The following is a 21,640-nucleotide window of genomic DNA, read 5'->3' as shown; positions in this document are numbered from 1 at the left end:
TCTTGCCGGGCATCGGCGTTAAAAGCCGACTGACCGGTCAATCAATATTCTTCGCGTTGCCAAGGTCCCCAATCGGCGTCGGCAGTCTTAAATCGCGTGTAGGTCGCGCTTTGTCCGGTGGGGGTATCCGATGTGTCGCCGTGCGGCTTTTTGTCGGTCGTGTGAAGGGCAAAAGCCTGGTGGTCTTCGGTATCGACCGTGATACGGCCAACCGGATCCGGGGCGCCTTCTTGAGGTGATTTCGACTCCAATATCGCGAGATAAGGGGTCAAACGACTCCAGAACGAGGTGAGTTCTTCTTGCAAATAATGTGTCAATGTTTTTCCTGGAAGAGTAATACAACCAGTTTACCCTACCGGCTGGGACACCCCTGCAAAATGCTTCCAAGCCCCAAAAGGGCCCAATCAGGGGAATACCCGAATACTTGTTGATTGGCGTCCATCATAAAGACGTGATACAACTCGTACTTCGCGCTCGATCTCGTGTTGAGAAATAGCGGTCGCGAATGCAACACACAACATTTACTGGATTAAAAATGGCAACAGGTACTGTGAAGTGGTTTAACGATGCAAAGGGCTTTGGCTTCATCACCCCGGACGACGGCGGCGAAGACCTGTTTGCACACTTTTCGGAAGTTCAAGGCAGCGGCTTCAAGTCCCTGCAGGAAAACCAGAAAGTGACGTTCGAAGTCAAGCAAGGCCCGAAGGGCAAGCAAGCTGCGAACATCCAGCCGGCCTAAGTACCTTCAGGTACTTTGAGGCACGCTTAGGCGCTTGCGTCTGATGCAAAATGGCCCGCTTCGGCGGGCCATTTTCTTTTGCAGATGCCCTCTTTTGGGGCGCGTGCGCGGCCTAAATTGCCCGTAGCCCCGACAGCGCAAACCCCGCCGCTTGCCCGCGCATCTCGTCCATTTGTTGCGTCCGCAACACAGTTTCCGAAATTTCGAAAACCGAGACGGCCTCCTTCAATTGCTGCGTCTGCTGATGCAGTGAGGCTGCCGCTGCGGCTGCTTCTTCGACGAGCGCCGCGTTCTGCTGCGTCATCTCGTCCATCTGCACCACCGCCTGATTGACCTGCTCGATACCCGTGCTCTGCTCGAGCGACGACGCGCTGATTTCCGCCATCATCTGGGTGACCCGCGAGATCGATGCGGAAACGTTTCTCATCGCCTCGCCGGCATGCTCGACCAGCGTCGAGCCGCCCTGAATCTCGGCAACCGACTCGCTGATCAGCGTCTTGATTTCCTTCGCCGACTGCGCGCTGCGCTGAGCAAGCCCTCGGACCTCGCCCGCCACCACGGCGAAACCACGGCCCTGTTCGCCCGCACGCGCCGCTTCGACGGCCGCGTTCAGCGCGAGGATATTGGTCTGGAACGCGATGCCGTCGATCACCGAAATGATCTCGGCGATCTTGTCCGAGCTTTGCGCGATGCCGTGCATCTTGTCGACCACCTCATTGACCACTTCACTGCCGCGCGAAGTCGCCTGGAGGGCGGATTCCGCGAGTGCATTGGCTTCCCGGGCGTGATCGGCGTTCTGGCGCACCGTGGCGGTCAATTCCTCCATGCTCGACGCGGTTTCTTCGAGCGATGCCGCCTGGTTTTCGGTGCGAGCCGACAGATCGGCGTTGCCGGTGGCGATTTCATTGGCACCGAGGTGAATCGAGTCGGCGGATTCGCGCACGGTTTGCACGGTGCGCGCCACGCTGGCCTGCATTTTCGCGAGGCCCGAGAACAGGTGGCCGATTTCATTCGTGCCGCGCGCGGCGATCGGCTGGTCGAGGCGCCCCTGCGCAATGCGATCGAAGTGACGGCCGGCTTCTTCCAGCGGCGCCACCACGCCCCGACGTAGGGCGGCGTACACCCCAAAGGTGCCCACCACCAATACCAGCAAGATCGCAATACTGACGCCACGGAACATGGCCATACGCGCATCGATCGAATCGAGCGACGCACGGCTCGCGGCGTCGCCGAATTGCACGAACTTGTGCGACTCGGCCAGGTAGGCGTCCTGGAACGACTGGGTCGGCTGGTCAAGAAAGGCCTGAATATTGTTCGAATCGAGGAACTGCGCCAGTTCCGAGAGCGCGTCGTGCAGCTTTTTATAGCGCTCGGCGAGTGCGGCGGCGCGCGCACTGTTTTCGTCGCTGGTCTTCTGCACACTCATGAAGGCGCTGAACGATTGATCCGCGGCTGTCAGCTGTTCGCGAGCGTGCTGCACGATGTCGGTTGGCTCGGCGCCGCCTCGCACCATGCGCGTACCGGCGCGTGACAGGTTGATGCGCGCATCCATCAGGCGCTGGGTCGTTTCATTGACCGCGTCCACCTGCTTCAAGGCGATGCTCGACAGATCACCCACGTCGTCGTGAGTGCGCGTGAGTGACCAGAACCCCAAACCCACCGTGACAAGCTGGAAAACGCAGAACGCGGCCAGAACACACAACAGGCCGGATGCGACCTTGATCTTGCTGAACATCGTGAACACCTGAAAACAAAGAATGACGGGAGATCTACGTCAGGGTTAACGGCAAGGCCGAACTTTGCTTGAGATCAATGTCGTCAAAAATCGTCTTACATCCCCTTTTCATCGGCCAACTCCGCAATTCAAGTCATTTCGCACAACAATGCCGAGCAGATATTTCCGATTCACCTTGACGCCGTGCGCCGGCGCTTCCTAGAGTGGGTAGGGACTGCACAACGCACGCCGGTGCAGATGCCACTGCGGGCCACGCCCGAAGGACTCCCGATGACCGACCTCCTCGACCGGGCGCGCGGCGCACTGCATGCCCAGCCGTTCAGCATGCTGCTAGGCGCCGAGCTGATGCACACAGGCACTGACGAATTGACACTATGCCTGCCGATCCGCGACGAGCTGCGGCAACAACATGGCTTCGTGCATGGCGGCGTCATCAGCTATCTCGCGGACAATGCGCTGACGTTCGCCGGCGCGCTGTCGCTGGGCCCGAAGGTCGTGACCGGCGAGTACAAGATCAACTATCTGCGACCGGTGGTGAACGGCACGCTGATCGCGCGGGCGAAGGTCGTCTACGCGGGCCGGCTTCAGGCAACCTGCCAGTGCAACGTGTATGTGATGGACGGTGGCCGCGAGAAGCTCGTCGCTGTTGCACAAGGCACGATCAATCGCATCAGCGAGAACGGCGAGCACGAACCGGCGGGGTGAAAGTCGATAGATCGGTCGCGCTGCCTGCGAGGCCGTGTCAACTCAACACGCGTGTCAACACGACGGGACGCTCACGCGCGGATCCATAAAAAAGGCCGTTCCTGCTCGATGCGGGAACGACCCTTTTATCAGCAACACATTTCAACTCAGCAGCAAGCGAATCACTCCGCCGCGTAAGTCGTCTGCTTCTGCTCGCCTAGACCTTCAATGCCGAGACGTATCGTCTGGCCCGGCTTCAGGAACACTGGATTCGGCTTCACACCCATGCCGACGCCCGGCGGCGTGCCGGTTGAAATCACATCGCCCGGTTGCAGGCTCATGCACTGCGACACATACGACACCAGCTTCGCAACGCCGAACACCATCGTCTTCGTGCTGCCGTTCTGGTAGCGGTGGCCATCCACTTCGAGCCACAGGCCCAGGTTCTGCGGATCGGCAACTTCATCGCGCGTCACGACCCAGGGGCCGATCGGGCCGAACGTATCGAAGCCCTTGCCCTTGTCCCACGTACCGCCACGTTCGATCTGCCATTCGCGTTCCGACACGTCGTTGATCACGCAGTAACCGGCGACGTAGTCGAGGGCGTTGGCTTCGTCGATATATTTCGCCGGCTTGCCGATCACCACACCGAGTTCGACTTCCCAGTCGCACTTCTTCGATCCACGCGGGATTTCGACGTCGTCGTTCGGGCCGCAGATCGCGCTCGTCCACTTGTTGAAAATCACCGGTTCCGACGGCACCGGCAGATTCGATTCGGCCGCGTGATCCGCATAGTTGAGCCCGATGCAAATGAACTTGCCGATCTTGCCGACGCATGGGCCCATGCGCGGATTGCCTTCGACCAACGGCAGCGAAGCCGGATCGAGCGCGCGCAGTTTGGCGAGACTCTCGTCGCTCAGCGCGGCGCCGTCGATATCGCCAACGACCTTCGACAGATCGCGAATCTTCCCTTGCGCGTCGAGCAGGCCTGGCTTTTCCTGGCCTTTCGGCCCATAACGAAGCAGTTTCATCGTTGCACTTCCCTTTACGTTCAGTGATATTCGGTTCGTGTTTCAGCGTTGATCTGTGCGCGTCAGTTCGACCAGCCGCCGTCGATCACATGCGCATGACCGGTGGTGAACGACGATTCGTCAGACGCGAGATACAGCGCCAACGCGGCGATCTCTTCCGGCTTGCCGATGCGGCCCATCGGCTGACGCGCGACAAAAGCCGCTTGCACGGCGTCGCGCGTCGCGCCTTGCGCCTTGGCCTGCTCTACGATCCGCTGTTCGAGCGACGGCGAAGCCACCGTGCCCGGGCAAATCGCGTTACAGCGTACACCACGCGTGATGAAGTCTGCAGCAACGGACTTGGTCAATCCGATCACCGCGGCTTTCGACGCGCTATATGCAAAGCGGTTCGGCACGCCCTTTACGCTCGACGCTGCCGACGACATGTTGATGATCGACCCGCCGCCCTTCTCCAGCATGGCGGGCAAAAACGCGCGGATCATGCGGTACATGGCCTTCGCATTCAGATCGAAGGCGAAGTCCCAATCTTCTTCGCTGCATTCGAGGATGTTGCCGGCATGCACGAAGCCAGCGCAGTTGAACAGCACGTCGATCGGGCCGAGTTCGGCCGCCAGCGCCTTGATCGCCGCGTTGTCGCGCACGTCGAGCTTGCGCGCCTCGACCGGCCTGCCAGCGAGTCCGTCGATGCGGATGTCGGTGGCGATCACGCGCGCACCTTCGCGCGCGAACAGTTCCGCCGTGGCAAGGCCGATACCTTGTCCTGCCGCGGTGATCAGGGCCGTCTTGCCGGCCAGTCTTTGTGTCATCTACGACTCCAGTTGAATGGGCTTCTCTTGTCTTCGTAACGCGTGTTCGTCACATCAAAGTCGATAAAACACCGTGGCGTTGCCGCCGAAAACCGCTTCGCGCTCGTCGGCGCTCAAGGACGCAAGCAACGTGTTCGACACCGAGTGCCAGAGCAGGTAGTCGCCGTTCAGATCGAGCACTGGCCAGTCGCTGCCCCACATCAGACGTGCCGGACCGAATGACTTCAGCAGATGCTCGACGTACGGATGAAGTGTTTCCTCGGTCCAGCCAGGTGAAGCTTCTGTGACGAGTCCCGACAGCTTGCAATGCACTTGCGGTAACTTTGCGAGCCGCGTGATTGCATCGGCCCATGATTGCCAACCCGCGCGACCGTAGCGGATCGGCGGCTTCGCGCCGTGATCGACGACGATGCGCAGCGTTGGAAAGCGCGCCGCGAACGTTTCGAAATGCTCGACGTGCCGCGCGTAAATCAACGCGTCGAACGCGAGGTCGTGCGCGATCAGCGCCTCCATCGCGGGGGCGAGATCCGGGTTCGCAATCCATGTGTCGTCGGGCAGATCCTGCAACATCGGCCGCACGCCCTTGAACTTCGGCTCATGCGCGAAAGCGTCGATAACAGCCGGCGCATTCGGCAACAGCAAAGGCACCCAGCCCACCACCCCCGCAATCGACGGCTCTTTGCGCGCGATGTCCAGCAAGTAGCGTGTTTCGTCGATCGTCGGCGCCGCCTGCACCACCACCGTCCGCTCGACACCCACTCTTTCACGCAAAGGTTTGAGATCGGCGGGACCGAACGTTCGGTACAGGATTTTCAGTTCCGGCGTAAGCCACTCGTAGTCGCCCCGGGCGGGGTCCCAATAGTGCTGGTGGGCGTCGATATGCATCGTCAAATCAATCCTCTGGCGCGGGCGCGCGGCTGTCGAGCAAGCCTTTGTCACGCAGCGCGGACCATAAGTCCGCCGGGATCGGCTGCTCGAACGACGCGGCGTTCTCGCGCAATTCGTCGGCACTGCGCGCCCCGGTCAGCACAGTTGCGACCGCCGGATGCGCATACGGAAACTGCAAGGCCGCGGCAGCAAGCGGCACGCCATGTACCCGGCACACCGCTTCCAGCCGCGCGACGCGCTCAATGATTTCTGCAGGCGCGTCGCCGTAATTGAATTTCAGATCGCCTTCGACACCGCGCGCCAGAATGCCCGAGTTGAACGCGCCGCCTAACAGGATGCTGACACCACGCGTTTCGCATGCCGGCAAGAGGTCGCCGAGGGTGGTCTGTTCGAGCAGCGTATAACGGCCGGCAAGCAACGCGCAATCGATATCGAATTCAGCCATTGCATCGAGTATGGCTGCGCCTTCATTGACGCCAAGCCCAACCGCCTTCACCGCGCCCGAGGACCGCAAATCATCGAGCGCACGAAAGCCGCCGCCCTCGGTCAACTGCCGCCAATAATGAGGGTTCTTGTCGCCATGCGTGAGACGGCCGATATCGTGCACGAGAAGAATGTCGATATCCACGATGCCGAGGCGCTGCTGGCTGTCTTCGAACGAACGCAGAATGCCGTCATGCGTGTAGTCGTAGATCCCTTCGAAGGGCAGCGGGTCTTGCCAGCCATCCTTTGGATCGTAAGGCGTGGTGCGAGGCACAAAACGGCGGCCTACTTTGGTGGACAACACGTACTCGCTGCGCGGATAGCGGCGTAGCGCATCGCCAAGACGGTGCTCGGCCTTCGTGTTGCCATAGTGCGGCGCAGTATCGAAGTAACGCACGCCGGCGTCCCACGCGGCGGCAATCGTCGCGTGGGCTTCTTCATCGGACAGATCGCGATAGAGGCCGCCCAGCGGCGCCGTACCGAGCCCCAATCCTGTCACTTGCAATGCGCGGCGGCCGATGCCGCGCCGCTGTTCGATCCTCGAACCGACCGTTGCCGTCATGGACTGCGTCTCCTATGTCGATCAGAGTTGGCGCTTTAGCGCTTACTCTGATCCATCTGTGTTTTTACCACGCGGGGACGAGATTTGCCCGCCACCCTAACGGATTGTCTGTCGATAGGATCGTGCATGGACCGCTCAGTGCGACGCGATCGCAACAACCCGATGCGGCGATGCAGCGCTCGACGGCAAACACGCCGGGCCCACCGGTTCAAAAGTCTTGTACGTCAGGATGAATTCCTGATGTCCGAGCATTTCAGATTTCGACGCCGCACCGAGTGACACCGCGACCGTTTGCTCGAACACTTCGCGACCGACTTCGTCGAGCGTGCCGCGACCTTCGAGAATGCGACCTGCATCGACGTCCATATCACCGGCGAGGTTGCGGTACGTCGAGGGATTCGCGCACACCTTAATGACCGGCGAAATCGCCGAGCCGACCACGGATCCGCGTCCGGTCGTGAACAGAATCACATGCGCACCGCATGCAATCAGTTCGCCGATTTCCGCGTTGTCGCTGATGTTCGGAAAGCCGAAGCGCGGTTCGCCATCTGGGACGACATCGAGAAGATAGAGGCCACCGGTCGGCGGAACGTCACCGGGTTTGATGATGCCGACAATCGGCGACGCCCCGCTCTTTGCATACGCACCCAAAGATTTCTCTTCCTGCGTGGTGAGGCCGCCGTCCGCATTGCCGACGGCAAAACTGCCATGCCCAAGGATCGAGTAGTAGCGTGCCGCCTTTGTTACGCACGCGACAATTTCATCCCCGAGTTCCGGCCTTGCGGCGCGCGTTTTCATGTGAAATTCGCAGCCCACCAGCTCGCCGGTTTCCTCGAAGATACAGGTCGCGCCCGCGTCGATCAGATGATCGAACGCGCGGCCCACGGCTGGGTTCGCGGTGATGCCGCTGGTTCCGTCCGAACCGCCGCAAATCGTGCCGATCACCAGTTCGCTCAGCGCCATCGGCACTTTCTGCTGCGCGGCAAGCTGCTTGCGTGCGTCGCGAATCCAGTCGACGCCGTATTGAATCGTGCTGCGCGTGCCGCCTTTCTCCTGAATCGTCAGGACTTCGACGGGACGTCCGCTCGCACGCACAACGTCGACGAGGTAATGCTTGTTCATGCTCTCACACCCGAGCGACACGAACAGCACCGCACCCACGTTTGGATGCGTGGTGAGACGCTCGAGCATCTTTTCGGCGTAGCCATTCGGATAGCAACCGGGAAAGCCGATCAGATGCACCGGCGGCTCGCGCTCGGCCGAAGGATCGTCGAATGCATCGAGCGGCTCTCGAAACTGCGTGACGATCTCGCGCGCGACGTGATGCGCGCACTCGACCAGATACGCCACCGCGACTATATTGCGGATGCCCTTGCGGCCATCGCTGCGCAGGTAGCCTTGCAGCATGGGCTGCTGCGTGACGGCGGATGCTACGGAAGTGTCAGTCATGGTCATTCCAGCGCGGCGCAAAGCCACGTCATTGTGCTCAACTCAGTGATGGACAAACTCATGGCCCGCGTCGTGCGTATAAGTGGGCAGATAATCGCTTTCGAGGTTGTGCGTATGCAGATGCGCACCGCGCGCCACCGCCCCGGTCACATGCCCGATCACTGCACCGTAACGCAGCACCTTGTCGTCTTTCGAGAGATCATGGCGCGCGACCTTGTGGCCGAGGTCGATGGTTTTGGCGAGCGTCACGCGTGCACCCTCGATCTCGACTTGCGTGCCTGCATCGAGACGCGCCGCCGCGATCAGGCAGTTATCCGCAGGACTGAGCAGGATCAGGCGCGGGTCGGTTTGCGATGTTTGCATTGGACGGCTGGTCAAATGAGTTCTCCGTGATGCGTACGCATTAGTTCTGGCCTTCGCCGCTGGCGAGCCGTGCCACCATCAGCGAACCGAGGATAATCGCGCCATAGATCGCCTGAATCCAGAACGACGGCACCTGTGCAAGCGTCAGCAGGTTCTGCACGACACCGAGCAGCAACACGCCTGAGAGCGCGCCGAGCATCGTGCCCTTGCCGCCGTCGAGCGAAATGCCGCCGATCACCGCCGCCGCGAACACCGTAAAAATCATGCCGTTGCCCTGATTCGCGTTGATCGCGCCGACATACCCGGTCACGATCAGGCCACCCACCGAGGCCAGCATGCTGCCGAGCACGAATACGCCCCACGTAATACGCTCAACGCGAATCCCTGCCGCGCGCGCTGCTTCCGGATTGCCGCCGATCGCGTATAACGCGCGGCCCAGGCGGTGGTAGCGCAGCACGAACGCAGCGATCGCAAATGCGGCCGCCGCGAGCCACACGGACAACGGCAAACCGAGCACGATAGTGGTGGCAAGCGCGAAGAACGACGGCGGCATATCGAACAGCGTGCCGCCTTTGGTCGCGCCGACCAGCATGCCGCGCAACACGATCAGCATCGCCAGCGTGACGATGAATGCGTTCAGCCGCAGACGCACCACCAGGAAACCATTGACGAAGCCGATCACCGCGCCGACCACGACGATCGCAATCAGGCCTACCGCCGCCGGCCATTGCGTCCCGAACCCCGCGGACGCCGCCGGCATCACCAGCATCGCGCCAACGGCGGGCGCGATGCCCACTGTCGATTCGAGCGACAGATCGAACTTGCCGGTCAAGACAATCAGCGATTCGGCGAGCACGACCAATGCCAATGCCGCGGAGGCACCGAGCACACTGATCAGATTCGCCTTCGTCAGAAAGCTGGGACTGACAAACGCGCCGATCACGAGCAGCAACGCGAGGGCGGGCAGCAAGGCCAGTTCGCGCAGCCGCGCGAGTTCGCTGCGGGCACGGGCACGCTTGCCGCGCGCCGCGGTCACGGCGGGCTGCTGCGCCTGACCTTGCGCGGTACTGAATGCAGGGCTGGGCACACTATTCTTCATGGAGACTGACTCCTTCAACGGATGCGATCAGGTCATGGTCTTGCCAACCTGCGGGAAATTCGGCCGCGACACGGCCACGGAACATGACCAGCACACGGTCACAGGTGCGCAGATCGTCGAGTTCGCCGGACACGACCAGCACGGCTTTACCGTCTTCACGCACGCGATCCACGACCGACAGCAACGCTTCTTTCGATTTCACGTCAACGCCCGCCGTAGGATCGATCAGCACGAGCACGTTGGGATCGGTGGCGAGTGCGCGCGCCATCACGACCTTCTGCTGATTGCCGCCCGATAGCCCCGAAACAATGTGCTCCGGACCTTGCGCGACGATGCCGAGCGCGTCGATCATCTTCTGGCCGAAGGCATTTTTCTTCGCCGGTGGCGCAATGCCGAATTTGCCGAGCAGACGCGTGATCGTCATCGAGGCGTTTTCGGCAACGGATTGCGTCAGCACCAGCCCTTCGTGATGACGATCCTTCGGCACGCAGCCAATGCCGTGCGCCAGCGCTGCCGGCACGTCACCTGGGGGCAACTTCACGCCATCCACGCTGATCGCGCCGCGTTTGGCCGCACGCAAACCGGCAATCGCTTCGGCCACGCTCGTGCGGCCGCTACTCGTCGCACCGGTCAGCCCGACCACTTCGCCACGCTTCACCGTAAACGACACGCCTTCGTAATCGGACCCCGCCAGATCTTTGACTTCCAGCGCGATGGCGGTGTCCGCAGGCAGCGCATCGCGCGCCGCCGCATCGGCGACGGCAAGGCCGCCGCGCTCGCCCGTCATCGCTTCGATCAGTTGCTCGCGCGGCAACGCGGAAACCGGCGCGCTGACGATATGCCGCGCGTCGCGCAGCACCGTCACCGCCTGACAGATTTCATAGACTTCCTGCAGGTGATGAGAAATGAAGAGGAACGTCACGCCTTCGCGCTGCAACTCGCTGATGCGGCGGAACAGGCGCTTGATCTCGTCGCCATCGAGTTGCGCGGTAGGTTCATCGAGGATGATGAAGCGCGCGCCGTACGACAGCGCCCGTGCAATCTCCACGAGTTGCCGCGCTTCCACACTCAGATCGCCGGCGCGCGCGTCTTCGCGCACGTCGATCTTCCAGTGATCGAGCAGTTCACGCGCGTCGCGGCGCATGGCGCGCCAATCGATCACGCCGCCGCGTGACGGCTGCCGGTTGATAAACAGATTCTCCGCGACGGAGAGATCGCGGATGATCGTGGAATGCTGATAAACGCAGGCCACACGCTCGCGCCACGCGTCGCGATCCGCGATCGACGGCGCGGCCGCGCCACTGAAACGCACCTCGCCGGTATCGGGCTTGCGCAGGCCGGTGAGGATCGACACCAGCGTCGATTTTCCCGCCCCGTTGCGCCCGACGAGCGCATGCGACTCGCCGGGCATCACGCGGATGCTCACGTCTTTTAGCGCGGCCGTGGAGCCGAAGCGCTTGGTGACCTCAAGCGCTTCGACGACCGGCATGGAGGGCGTCGGCTCGCTCATTTAACCGTGTTTCCCCACAACGCTTTGTCGTCGACATTCGCCTTTGTCACGAGCGGTGCGGGCAGTTGGTCTTCAAGAAGACCCGGCGCGAGCTGAATGATGTTGCTGCCATGATCGGTCGGACCCGGTTTGAAGGTTTGTCCGGCGAGCGCCGCCTTGATATAGAACAGACCGTATTTCGCGTACGAATCAGCGGGCTGCGAGACGGTGGCGTCGATATCGCCGCGACGGATCGCCTCGAACTCTTGCGGAATACCATCGTTACTGACGATCACGACATGCTTCGCATTGCCGGCGGGGAACAGCATCTGCTTGCGGCGCAGCGTTTGCAGCGTCGGTGACAGATAAACGCCGCCCGCCTGCATGTAGATGCCCTTCACGTCGGGATTGGCGGTGAGCAGACTATCGAGCGCGGTGGCCGCGACATCGCCCTTCCAGGCCGCCGGAATCTCCAGCACCGACAAACCCGGAAAGCCCTTCATGCACGAGCGGAACGCTTCGGACCGGTCGCGCCCATTCACCGAGGCCAGGTCACCCATGATCTGCACGACCTTGCCCGACTTCACATGCTCGCCGATGTACTTGCACGCCTTCTCGCCATACGCACGGTTGTCTGCGCGCACCACCATCGCCACCTTGCCTTGCGTCGGCGCGACGTCGACGGCGACGACCGGCACGTTCTTCGCCGCTGCCGCATCGAGCGCGCGGCTGATCGCCGCCGAATCCAGCGGGCCGACCACGATGCCCTTGGAGCCGAGGTTCAGCAGGTTGTTCATGTCGGTAATCTGCTGGACGGGGTCGCCGTTCGAATTGACCGGCGCGAGGATATCCAGACCCATGTCCTTCGCGTACTTGGGCAGATAGTTGTTGTACGACTGCCAGAACGGCGATGTGAGCAGCGGCAGATCGAGACCGATCTTGCCCGCGTCGGCGGCTTGTGCGGCACCGCTGACAGCGAGGCCGGCTATACAAGCCGCCGCCGCGACGGCGAACAGCGAACTCTGGAACATACGGTGAGCCGCGTGCGGCCCTTTTGCGAACGTCATGGTTGTCTCCTCTGTGTCGGTCCGAAGTTGGCGCTTTAGCTGTCGACCGGAGTTCGCGCTTTAGCGCGCTACTCTGGTCCCATGCAAAGCACTTACTCCGGCCCCATGCAAAGCAATGCGTTGTGGGAACTGCGTGCACCCGCCATGCGAGTGGTGGGCGCTTCGTCCTGCGCTTTCTTATGAAGTATTGGTGTACGTTAATTCACCAATGAACGTATTATTCATATACGGACTTTTTGAAGTCAAGCAATGTGCACTGCACCATGCGTCAGTGTTTCCCCTGGACCCGCGTCGCCTCGCACGAGAATCGCCCTACACGTACACTCACCCGGATAATGAGAACTGCACACGGAACCTCGCTCACGATGGACGCTGAAGACAAAGACGACGCCGACCGTTACCGCGCCCCCGCGCTGGACAAGGGCCTCGACATCCTCGAACTGCTCGCCGAGCAGAAAGACGGGCTGACGCGCGCCGAAATCACCAAGCTGCTGGGACGCAACGCGAGCGAGATGTACCGGATGCTGGAGCGACTGGTCGCGCGGCAATACGTGGTGCGCTCGGCGGCGGGCGACCGCTATTCGCTGAGTCTGAAGCTGTATGCGCTCGCGCATCGTCATCCGCCGATGAACCGTCTGATCTCCGAAGCGCTGCCGCTCATGCAGCGTTTTGCCGACGCGGCCGAGCAGTCATGTCATCTGGCGGTGTACGACCGCGGCAATCTGCTGGTGATCGCGCAGGTGGACGGACCAGGCACGTGGGGGATGTCGGTACGGCTCGGATCGCGGGTCGGCCTGATCGATACGGGTTCGGGCCGCGTGATGCTCGCGTTTCAAAGCAACGAGCAGCGTGAACAGATGCTCGCGGAACACACCAAGGTGAAGGGCGAAGTCACGATCGATCGCGACGCCCTGGAACAGTCCTGCGAACGGATTCGCGCGGCGGGTTTTTCGCAGAAAGACAGTCAGCAGACGTTCGGCGTGACCGACGTCACCTTCCCGGTCCAGGGGCCGTCCGGCCAGGCGATCGCGGCGCTCACCTGCCCGTATTTGCGACGCATCGACGAATACGTTGCGCCGACATTGGAGACGGCGACGGGGTTGCTGCGCGAGACGGTGCAGGCGCTATCGATGTTTCGGGAAGAGGCGGTCTAGTGCACATGGTTTAGAATGGCGACCCTCTCAAAAATCACGCCGCATGGGTCCCCTCATGCGCGCTCAACGATCAAGCAATGGCGAAACTTCTGACCGATTCCGAATTCCTGCGTTTTTCCGAACTCCAGCAGAAGCAGTCGAGCTTCACGATCACGCCTGAAGAAGCCGACGAACTGCGCGACATCGTCGCTCATGCGCAGAAGCGCCGCGACGACCGCGCCGCAGCGATGCAAAGCATCGAGACTTTCATCCAGCAATTCGACATCAGCCCGGACGAGCTGTTTTCGGCCGAGCAGATCGGCGATGCCGCGCGCACCTTCGGCCTGATTCCGGCCGCGAAGAAAGAGCGTGTGCTGCCGCCGTCGTTCACGTTCAACGGCAAGCCGTATCAATGGACCAACCGCGCGCTGCCGGACGACATCCGCGTTCCTCTGTTCGATGCCTTCAAGGCGGGTGAATCGGTGAAGTCGTTCATTGCGACGCTGAAGGACGCGAACCGTTGCGCGGCGACCATCGCGCGTCTTGAGCGCGAGACCGGCGCTGTTTACGCTGAAGCGTTGCTGGAAGAGTTGGCCGTGACCCGCACGCAGGTCGACGAGGCTGCGGCGAAGCTGTCGGCTTAAAGCTCAATTCTTAACGCCTCGCCTGGCCGTTAGTCTTGCCACATAAGCAGCACAGGCGGTCGGCATCTTTTGCGATTGGCGGCCATCTCGCGGGTGGCGGCCACGCGCAGCGGCTACGGCTTCGCCGTGGCCGCGCATTTCACCCTTGAGCACCGGTCTTCGCCGCTCCCGCCAGATTGACCGCTTCGGCAAGCGCCGCCCCCGCCACTTAACCCTGCGCCGTTTCATCCAGCGCCATCCTGAAGCCGACCACGCCCGGATCCTCCGTCGGCGTAATCGTGAAACCGCGCGATCTGGCGAGCGCGATCATCGGACCGTTTTCCCGCAACGCCTCGCCGACCAGCCAATGGATGCCGCGCGCCCGCGCGTACTTGATGATCCGGTCCATCAGCAACTGCCCGAGCTTCCGACCCTTCTGGTCCGAGCGTATCGCGACCGCAAACTCCGCGGTCTCGTTGTCGGGATCGGCGACGGCGCGCACCACGCCGAGCGTCCGCGTGAAACCCTCTTCACTGTCCACTGTCGCGATCAGGGCCATCTCACGGTCGTAGTCGATCTGCGTCATGCGCGCGAGTTGTGAATGGTCGAAACTGCCGACCGCGCCGAAGAACCGTAGGCGCAAATCCTCCGGCGTCATCGCCTCAACGAAATCGTGATGCGCGGCTTCGTCTTCCGGACGGATCGGCCGCACCGTGACCCGCAGACCTTGCCAGTCGAGCGTCTCTTCAAAGCGCCTCGGGTACGGCACGATCGCAAGCCGACTGCGCGTCGGCGCGATGCTCAGAGTAGGTTCGACCACCACCACATGGTCGGAAAACACCCTCAACGTCAACGCGAGTCCGACGATCTCCTTGACGTCGCAGACGGCCTGCGAGAGCGCCGTCAACGCGGCTAGTGCCGGTTCCGGCGCGATGAGCCGGGCGTAACGCGAGCGCGAGACGATGTCGCGCGCCAGCATCGGATTCAGCGGCGGCAGGCCGTACACGCGCAGCGGCTCGGAGACGCCATCCGCCGACGGCGCGGTGAAGCGGAACACAGGGCCGAAGTTGTCGTCGTCGTGAAGCTCCACGGCGAGATCGACGACCGGTTTCTGCGACGGCGTAGCGGCTTGGTCGGCGCCCGCTTGCGTTTCGACGCGCAGCCCGAAGCGCTCAAGAAATTGAGCGGCCGCTTCCCCGGTTAGTTGGCGCTCACCTGCGGCGAGTGCGGCGCGCGCCTGCGCCTGGGCGGCGTCGATTGCTTCGGGAACCTGCGCCGGCAGATCTTCCGGCGTCTGCATCAACAGCTCGCGGCCCATCCGGTAATCGACCAGCCGGGCGAACGCGCGCGCGAGCCGCTGCGGCGTCGTGTGAACCGGGATGCCTTGCGCGTGCAGCGCGTCCCGCGTCGCCGCATCCACGCCGCCGAAAAAGCATGCGAGCAAACCGCGATACGCGAAACGCTGATTCGCGATTAGCGCCTGCGCAACCTCGCCGACCGGCGCGCCATGGGTCGACGCGTGAACCACGAAGGCCGTCCCCGTGCTGCGGTGGTCGGCGAGCAGCTTGAGCGCGGTGCCGAAGTGCTCGGGACGAGCGTCGTCGCCGAGTTGCAGCGGGTTGCCCGGCACCGCGTACGGCAGCGCTTCGGATAGCGCCGCATCGGCTTCGGCGGGCCACGGCGCAAGCGTGTCGCCGGCGGCTGCGAAGGCGTCGCAGGCAAGTGTGGCGAGGCCGCTGTCGCTCGTGATCAACGTGGCCGTGGCGCCCGCCGCCACGCGACCCACGCCGAGGGTTTCGATTTCGTCGAGCAGATCGTCGAGCGCGTCCACGCGCACCATGCCCGCGCGACGGAACGCGGCAGTGTACAACGCATCGGCGGGATCGGCACGGCCCGAGCGCAGCGCCAGCACCGGCTTGTTGCGCGCCGCCGCCCGGGCAGCCGACATGAACTTGCGCGCCGCGCGCACCGTGTCCAGTTCGAGCAGGATGGCGCGGGTGCCGGGGTCGCTTGCCAGATAGTCGAGCACGTCGCCGGCATCCACGTCAGCCTCGCCGCCGAGCGCCACCGCGTGCGAAAACCCCAGCCCGCGTGCATGTGCCCAGCCGAGCACCGCATTGGTTAACGCATTCGACTGCGACACCCACGCCACGCCACCCGCTTTCACCGTGCACGAAGGCGCGCCGAGATACGCGTGGAACGCCGGCGACACCACACCGAGACTGCCCGGCCCGACGATGCGCAGCAAATGCGGACGCGCCGCGGACAACGCATGCCGCAGCGCCAGCCGGTCCTCGTCGCAGCGCACCTCGCCGACGATGATCGCCGCGCGCGTGCCCAATCCGCCGAGCTTGTGGATGATGCCAGGCCAGGTGTCCGGCGGCGTGCAGATCACCGCAACGGTGGGCGCGTGTGGCAGATCGCCTGCGTCGCCAATCACCGCGCGGCCGTCGAGCGTGTCGTATTTCGGATTGACAGGCCAGACGGGGCCCTCGAAGCCGCCTTCCAGCACACGCCTCCACACCATCTCACCGGTGCTGCCCGGCCGCTCGGAAGCACCGATCACGGCGACGGATTTGGGTCGAAACAAGGCGTCGAGATTGCGAACGGTCACGGGCGCTCCGCGGAGTGGAGAAGGCGCGCCCGGTGGCCGGCGCGCGTCTTCGTCAGGATAGGCGAAGTCGGGACCTTGCGCGGGGCTCCTGATCGGGCGGCTTGACGTGCACGAGTTTCGGCTTGATCCGAGCCAACGCACACTGGAATTTTTTTAGCGCACTCAGGCAAAATATTGAGCCGGAATGCGACAATCCTCGAGAGGCTAGACGGCACATTGGCCAGAAAAATCGTCGGCAGATGACGGCCTGCATCACGCGTCGGAGACAACGCGCGGCAGGCACACAGCGCGCACATCGATTCCGTGGTCACGGCAGGACGCCAGCCGGCCGGCAACGGATGACCCAAAGAGACAGAAGGTGATTTATGCGGCGCTTGCCATCGCTGATCGCGTTGCGCTTCTTTGAAGAGACGGCCCGTCATATGAGCTTCAATCGCGCGGCCACTGCGCTATGCGTGACGCAAGGCGCGGTGAGCCGGCAGATCAAGCTGCTTGAGGAGTCGATCGGCACAAAACTGTTCGAGCGCGATCACAAGGGCATCCGCCTGACGCCAGCCGGGCTGCAGTTCCTGCCTTGCCTCTCCGAGGCCTTCGACACGATCGAGCGCGGCTTCCGTCAGATCACTGCAGCAAAAGGCCGTCGCCGTCTCGTACTCGCTGTGCCGCCCACTTTCGCCACGCAATGGTTTTCGCCGCGGCTTGGTTCGTTGGCGGACGAATTGCCCGACGTCGAACTGTCTGTCCGCACCTCACCCACCGAGGACTGTCACTGCAGCATCCGCTTCGGTCGTGACGCGCTGGCAGGTGCGCATTCCGAATTGCTGATGATCGAACGCCATGTGCTGGTTGGCGCGCCGCGCCTGCTTGGGCAGCCGCTCGACATGCTGCTAGAACATATGCCGGCGCTGCATGTGCTGCATAACGACGCCAGGCTGGACCTATGGCCGAACTGGCTGGCAAAGGCGGGTATGCCTGCCCGTTACGCGGAGAACGGCACCGAGTTCTCCACGCTTGAGCAGGCGATTCGCGCGGCACGCAAAGGCGGGGGGCTGGCGATCGTCGACCGGAACATGATCGTAGAGGAACTGGCGGACGGCAGTCTCGCGCAGTTTTCCGATATCGAAGTGGCCGGGCCGTTCGGTTACTGGCTCGACGTGGCGCAACGCCACGCGGCGCCTGAGCATGTGCAGGCGTTTGCCGGCTGGATGCGGGAAGAGGTTTTGAAGACGGGGTGAGGTGCGCGGAGCCAGGCTTCCTCGCTCAGGGGTTCGCTGCGCCGGGCTCACCCTCTATTCATCGGCCAACCCTGCATACTGGTGTTTAATGGCCCATACACGGGCTTTTAAGCAGGTTAATAGCCCATACAAGGACCATTAAACAGTTTCACTAACGCACTCTGGTGTATCTACTATAATAGCCCTCATGGAGTCCACTAAACCCATTAAAAGCCCACATGAGGGCCGTAATATCGAGAAACCGCTCCCCACGCCGGTGCAGCGAACGCTCTCGAAACTCGGCGAGGACCTCAACCGTGCGCGTCGCCGACGAGGGCTGACGCAGCAGGCGCTCGCCGAGCGGATTGGGGCGGGACTCAATACCGTCAAGCGGATGGAAGCGGGCGACCCGCGCGTGCAGTTGCACTTCCTGGCTCGGGCGCTCCATCTGTTCGGAGAGTTGCAACGCCTCAACGACCTCCTCGACAGTGGCCAGGACGATACCGGTCTCATGTTGATGGATGAGAAGCTTCCTCAGCGAGTACGCACCCGCAAAAAAGCCACCAAAGCGTTCTGAAGGCCTTGCGAATGAAAACCAAAGCCGCCAAACCCGGTATTCGTCAGAACCTGGAGGTTCACCTCGGGGCGTCCGGGCAACTTGTCGGGCATCTGACCTACGCGAGCCAAGGGCGTCGCGAGGTGTCACAGCTCGTCTATGACGATGCCTGGTTGACGAAGCCGGACAGATTTGAAGTCTCGCCTGATCTGCCGCTAGTTTCGGGCTATCAGTCGCGTCGGGCAGCCAATGCAGCGGACTCGACGTTTCATTTTGCGCTGGCGGATACCGCGCCTGACGCGTGGGGGCGCCGCATCATCGAACGCGCACGCGCCAAAGAACGCAAGAGCAATCCACGTCTGCCGCCCTTGAACGAGCTCGACTATCTGTGCGCAGTGGATGATTTCAGCCGCGTTGGCGCGCTCCGCCTTTGCGAGGACGGTGTATATCTACGCACGGTTGCTGAAGGTCGGCGTGCGACGCCGCCTCTGATCGAGCTTGAGCGGATGTATAGGGCAACGCGTGCGGTCGAGACGAGCAAGGACACCACCGAAGATCTGCGCTACCTGCAGGGCAAGGGCACCTCGCTCGGCGGGATGCGTCCCAAGTGCACTTTGCTGGATGAAAACGGCAAGCTGGCCATCGGCAAGTTTCCTAGCGTGAAGGACACCGTCAACGTCACACGGGCCGAAGTGCTGGCGCTGCATCTCGCGCGCAACGCGGGCATCACCACGGCCAATGCCCGTTGCGTTGATCTCAATGGCACGCCGGTTGCCCTCATCGAACGGTTTGACCGGGAAGGCGCTGACTTGCGCGTTCCCTATCTGTCCGCCGCCTCAATGTTGCAGGCCTCGCGCCAGGACGATCACGCTTACACGGAAATCGTGGATGTCATGCAGCAGAAATGCTCGCATCCTGACCAGGACGCGCGGGAACTATGGCGGCGGCTGATCTTCAATCTGCTCGTCACCAATACCGACGACCATCTCCAGAACCTGGGCTTCCTGTACGACGGCAATGGTCAGTGGCGCATCGCGCCGGCCTTCGACGTGAACCCGATGCCCGGCAAGCTGCGCGAGTCCAAGACCTGGCTTACGGAGGACGCCGGTCCTATCGATTCGGTTCAGATGCTTCTGGACGCGCGCGCGTACTTCGCGCTGTCCGAGGGCCAGGCGCGGGTCGTTCTGGCCGAAGTTCTCGACGCGGTACTGGACTGGCAGCAGGTGGCGGTGACGCCCGAGGTCGGCCTTACTCCTCAGGAACTGCCGGACTTCGAGGACGCCTTTGAACATGACCAGACGGACCAGGCTCGCAAGCTGCTGGGGCGGCCGATGCTACGCCCCGAACTCGAGGAAGAAGCAGAATAGCGAGCGGGAGATCTTTGCTTTTGCGCGCATCCAGCTATGGCCGAAGCGGCGCTTACCTTCTTCGTCGATGAGCGCCTGTATGACGGTAGTCTTGCGCAGTTTTCCGATATCGAAGTGGCCGGACCCTTCGGTTCCTGGCTCGACGTGGCGGAACGCCACGCGGCGCTTGAGCATGTGCAGGCGTTTGCCGGCTGGATGCGGGAAGAGGTCTTGAAGATGGGGTGAGGTGCGCAAAAAGAAGAATCAGAATCCGAGGCGCCCTTCCTTTTTTAAGCAGCATCCACTGCACTCACCGTCAGATTTTTCCTACTTATTAAGATTCTTCCTATATTTACTGAGGCAGTGGACAGCGAAAATGCATTTTGCCGATGACTTTGTCGCGCCACCGTAAAGACATGAGGGTTGAACCGGCAATCAAGCCGATTCATATATGACTCGCCACTCGATCATCAAGCCCTTCCTGGTCCGATCTCACGGATTCCTTTTCGACAACATTGGCCTCGACATGGCGACAGGTCGTCGCCGCCAACGATATGAACTCGTTGCAAATGGTTTATCACTTCGAGGTGCAAATTGAACCGGTTGAAAAGTTGCAGTGTCCGCGTGCTGAACCCGTCAGGGCGACTGACCCATTCATTGCGTGCGGCGAATCTGTTGCGCATTTTCCGCGTCACGTGCCAGGCCGCCGCCATCTTCCTGCTTTGCGCGACGACCGCGCGAGCCGATTGCTCCTGGGCAAATGGTGCTGGGCCTTTGAACTTTACGTACAGCATCCCGCAACTCACAGTCCCGCGTAATGCGGCAATCGGAACTGTTATTTACTCCGCGCCAGCGCAAGCGGGGACTCCTGCTACTGGCTATTACGCCAACTGTGACAGTGGCACCGTCTGGTCATACACCGTCAATGGCGGATCCCAGGTTAGCAGCAATCCCAACACCTTTGCGACCAACGTACCGGGTGTTGGCATGCGCTTCTATAGAGTAGACAGCGGGGGGAGCACAAGGTATTTCGGGCCAGGAAACACTGGCAACTACGGTGGCGCGTGGAGCTTTAACGGCGCGACGTTTGGCGTCGACGTGGTCATCACAGGCCCAGTCGGAAGCGGAACGGTAGATGGCGCGCTGACGGGAACTTTTACGCAAGGCTCATTGACTATTGTGACAATGAAAGTCAGTCCCGCTGTAGTCGCCGCGTCGACCTGCAGCGTAACCTCGACCTCGGTTGCCGTGACTCTGCCACAGGCTTACACAGGCCGGCTGCCTACCGCCGGCGCAACCACGGGAGCCACGCCGTTCAACCTTGCTCTCGACTGCTCGCCGGGCACCAGGGTCAACGTGACGCTGACCGACGCATCCAATGCTTCGAACACTTCAACCACGCTAAGCCTCGCGCCAGGCTCAACCGCAACAGGTATCGGTCTGCAGGTTCTCAATGGTTCGACGCCGATTGCTTATGGCCCTGACTCCGCGGCCGCGGGAAATCAGAATCAATGGCTGGCTGGCACCGCCGCCGGTGGTTCGATGACGATTCCGCTGACTGCCCAATACGTACGCACGCCGGGCACCGTGGCGCCCGGCACCGTGAAAGGTTTGGCCACATTCACGATGTCGTATCAATGACCTCCCCTCGTTCATCCATCTCGACGTGGCGCAACGCCACGCGGCGCTTGGCAGAACGATCCCTGCGGATATCGCAAATACGTGGATGAATTTTGCAATGCCTTATCCAAACGGCCAA

Annotated in this window: 21 protein-coding genes and 1 pseudogene; 10 read left to right on the top strand and 12 right to left on the bottom strand. The window is 62.0% G+C overall.

All coding sequences use genetic code 11. The annotated features are described in order from the left end of the window. Positions 1-41: 41 nt before the first annotated feature. A complete protein-coding gene (locus PQR40_RS21700; RefSeq protein ID WP_408239033.1) occupies positions 42-317 on the bottom strand; it encodes a hypothetical protein in 276 nt (91 codons plus the stop codon). A gap of 218 nt (positions 318-535) precedes the next feature. Between PQR40_RS21700 and PQR40_RS21695 the strand changes: the two genes are divergently transcribed. After that, positions 536-739, top strand: coding sequence for a cold-shock protein (locus tag PQR40_RS21695; protein ID WP_007178724.1), 204 nt, complete (start codon positions 536-538; stop codon positions 737-739). A gap of 112 nt (positions 740-851) precedes the next feature. On the opposite strand, the gene PQR40_RS21690 is transcribed toward PQR40_RS21695, so the two are convergent. Further along, positions 852-2,474 (bottom strand): methyl-accepting chemotaxis protein, encoded by a 1,623-nt coding sequence (locus PQR40_RS21690; RefSeq protein WP_408509850.1) that lies wholly within the window; start codon positions 2,472-2,474, stop codon positions 852-854. Positions 2,475-2,744: 270 nt separating this feature from the next. Here PQR40_RS21690 and PQR40_RS21685 point away from each other — a divergent pair, with 270 nt between their 5' ends. After that, entirely contained in the window at positions 2,745-3,179 is a 435-nt protein-coding gene (locus PQR40_RS21685) for a PaaI family thioesterase (RefSeq protein ID WP_408208335.1), read from the top strand. A gap of 161 nt (positions 3,180-3,340) precedes the next feature. Here PQR40_RS21685 and PQR40_RS21680 read toward each other — a convergent pair whose 3' ends face one another. The 9 genes from PQR40_RS21680 to PQR40_RS21640 all read right to left on the bottom strand — a co-directional run bounded on the left by PQR40_RS21680 (position 3,341) and on the right by PQR40_RS21640 (position 12,395). Further along, positions 3,341-4,189, bottom strand: a complete 849-nt coding sequence (locus PQR40_RS21680) for an ureidoglycolate lyase (protein WP_408336769.1) — start codon at positions 4,187-4,189, stop codon at positions 3,341-3,343. A gap of 62 nt (positions 4,190-4,251) precedes the next feature. Further along, on the bottom strand, positions 4,252-4,995 hold the full coding sequence (locus tag PQR40_RS21675) for an SDR family oxidoreductase (protein ID WP_408239021.1): 744 nt from the start codon (positions 4,993-4,995) through the stop codon (positions 4,252-4,254). Positions 4,996-5,049: 54 nt separating this feature from the next. Further along, complete coding sequence (locus PQR40_RS21670) at positions 5,050-5,880, bottom strand: amidohydrolase family protein (RefSeq protein ID WP_408509849.1); 831 nt, start codon at positions 5,878-5,880, stop codon at positions 5,050-5,052. A 7-nt stretch (positions 5,881-5,887) separates the two neighbouring features. After that, a complete protein-coding gene (locus tag PQR40_RS21665) occupies positions 5,888-6,928 on the bottom strand; it encodes an aldo/keto reductase (RefSeq protein WP_408509848.1) in 1,041 nt (346 codons plus the stop codon). A gap of 135 nt (positions 6,929-7,063) precedes the next feature. Then, positions 7,064-8,377, bottom strand: a complete 1,314-nt coding sequence (locus tag PQR40_RS21660) for a UxaA family hydrolase (protein WP_408239013.1) — start codon at positions 8,375-8,377, stop codon at positions 7,064-7,066. Between the two features lie 42 nt (positions 8,378-8,419). Further along, positions 8,420-8,740, bottom strand: coding sequence for a UxaA family hydrolase (locus PQR40_RS21655; RefSeq protein ID WP_408239010.1), 321 nt, complete (start codon positions 8,738-8,740; stop codon positions 8,420-8,422). A gap of 40 nt (positions 8,741-8,780) precedes the next feature. Beyond that, on the bottom strand, positions 8,781-9,839 hold the full coding sequence (locus PQR40_RS21650; RefSeq protein ID WP_408509847.1) for an ABC transporter permease: 1,059 nt from the start codon (positions 9,837-9,839) through the stop codon (positions 8,781-8,783). Beyond that, positions 9,829-11,349 (bottom strand): sugar ABC transporter ATP-binding protein, encoded by a 1,521-nt coding sequence (locus PQR40_RS21645; protein WP_408239004.1) that lies wholly within the window; start codon positions 11,347-11,349, stop codon positions 9,829-9,831. The genes PQR40_RS21650 and PQR40_RS21645 overlap by 11 nt, the downstream gene beginning before the upstream one ends. Then, positions 11,346-12,395 (bottom strand): sugar ABC transporter substrate-binding protein, encoded by a 1,050-nt coding sequence (locus PQR40_RS21640; protein WP_408509846.1) that lies wholly within the window; start codon positions 12,393-12,395, stop codon positions 11,346-11,348. The genes PQR40_RS21645 and PQR40_RS21640 overlap by 4 nt, the downstream gene beginning before the upstream one ends. Positions 12,396-12,760: 365 nt before the next feature. Here PQR40_RS21640 and PQR40_RS21635 point away from each other — a divergent pair, with 365 nt between their 5' ends. Next, on the top strand, positions 12,761-13,549 hold the full coding sequence (locus PQR40_RS21635) for an IclR family transcriptional regulator (protein ID WP_408239001.1): 789 nt from the start codon (positions 12,761-12,763) through the stop codon (positions 13,547-13,549). Between the two features lie 77 nt (positions 13,550-13,626). Next, positions 13,627-14,172, top strand: a complete 546-nt coding sequence (locus PQR40_RS21630; RefSeq protein ID WP_408389673.1) for a hypothetical protein — start codon at positions 13,627-13,629, stop codon at positions 14,170-14,172. A gap of 208 nt (positions 14,173-14,380) precedes the next feature. Here PQR40_RS21630 and PQR40_RS21625 read toward each other — a convergent pair whose 3' ends face one another. Further along, the gene (locus tag PQR40_RS21625) at positions 14,381-16,765 is read right to left on the bottom strand and encodes a bifunctional acetate--CoA ligase family protein/GNAT family N-acetyltransferase (protein WP_408509845.1); all 2,385 of its coding nucleotides are present in this window, start codon (positions 16,763-16,765) and stop codon (positions 14,381-14,383) included. A 365-nt stretch (positions 16,766-17,130) separates the two neighbouring features. Between PQR40_RS21625 and PQR40_RS21620 the strand changes: the two genes are divergently transcribed. The 6 genes and pseudogenes from PQR40_RS21620 (at position 17,131) to PQR40_RS21595 (ending at position 21,522) form a co-directional block, all read left to right on the top strand. Then, on the top strand, positions 17,131-18,000 hold the full coding sequence (locus PQR40_RS21620; protein WP_408509844.1) for a LysR family transcriptional regulator: 870 nt from the start codon (positions 17,131-17,133) through the stop codon (positions 17,998-18,000). 187 nt (positions 18,001-18,187) lie between these two features. Beyond that, a complete protein-coding gene (gene relB, locus PQR40_RS21615) occupies positions 18,188-18,556 on the top strand; it encodes a type II toxin-antitoxin system RelB family anti-toxin (protein ID WP_408509843.1) in 369 nt (122 codons plus the stop codon). An 11-nt stretch (positions 18,557-18,567) separates the two neighbouring features. Continuing rightward, the gene (locus PQR40_RS21610) at positions 18,568-19,902 is read left to right on the top strand and encodes a type II toxin-antitoxin system HipA family toxin (RefSeq protein ID WP_408509842.1); all 1,335 of its coding nucleotides are present in this window, start codon (positions 18,568-18,570) and stop codon (positions 19,900-19,902) included. Positions 19,903-19,938: 36 nt separating this feature from the next. Further along, complete coding sequence (locus PQR40_RS21605; RefSeq protein WP_408509841.1) at positions 19,939-20,127, top strand: hypothetical protein; 189 nt, start codon at positions 19,939-19,941, stop codon at positions 20,125-20,127. A 378-nt stretch (positions 20,128-20,505) separates the two neighbouring features. Next, positions 20,506-21,030: pseudogene (locus PQR40_RS21600) on the top strand (hypothetical protein); the annotation flags it as partial. Positions 21,031-21,066: 36 nt separating this feature from the next. Next, a complete protein-coding gene (locus tag PQR40_RS21595) occupies positions 21,067-21,522 on the top strand; it encodes a fimbrial protein (protein WP_408509863.1) in 456 nt (151 codons plus the stop codon). The last annotated feature ends 118 nt before the right edge of the window (positions 21,523-21,640 follow it).

It is taken from the genome of Paraburkholderia sediminicola, assembly GCF_046026855.1.
GTDB classification, from domain to species: Bacteria; Pseudomonadota; Gammaproteobacteria; order Burkholderiales; family Burkholderiaceae; genus Paraburkholderia; species Paraburkholderia sediminicola_A.
Note: the sequence above shows the minus strand (reverse complement) of the source record. Positions and strands in the feature narration are given on the sequence as shown.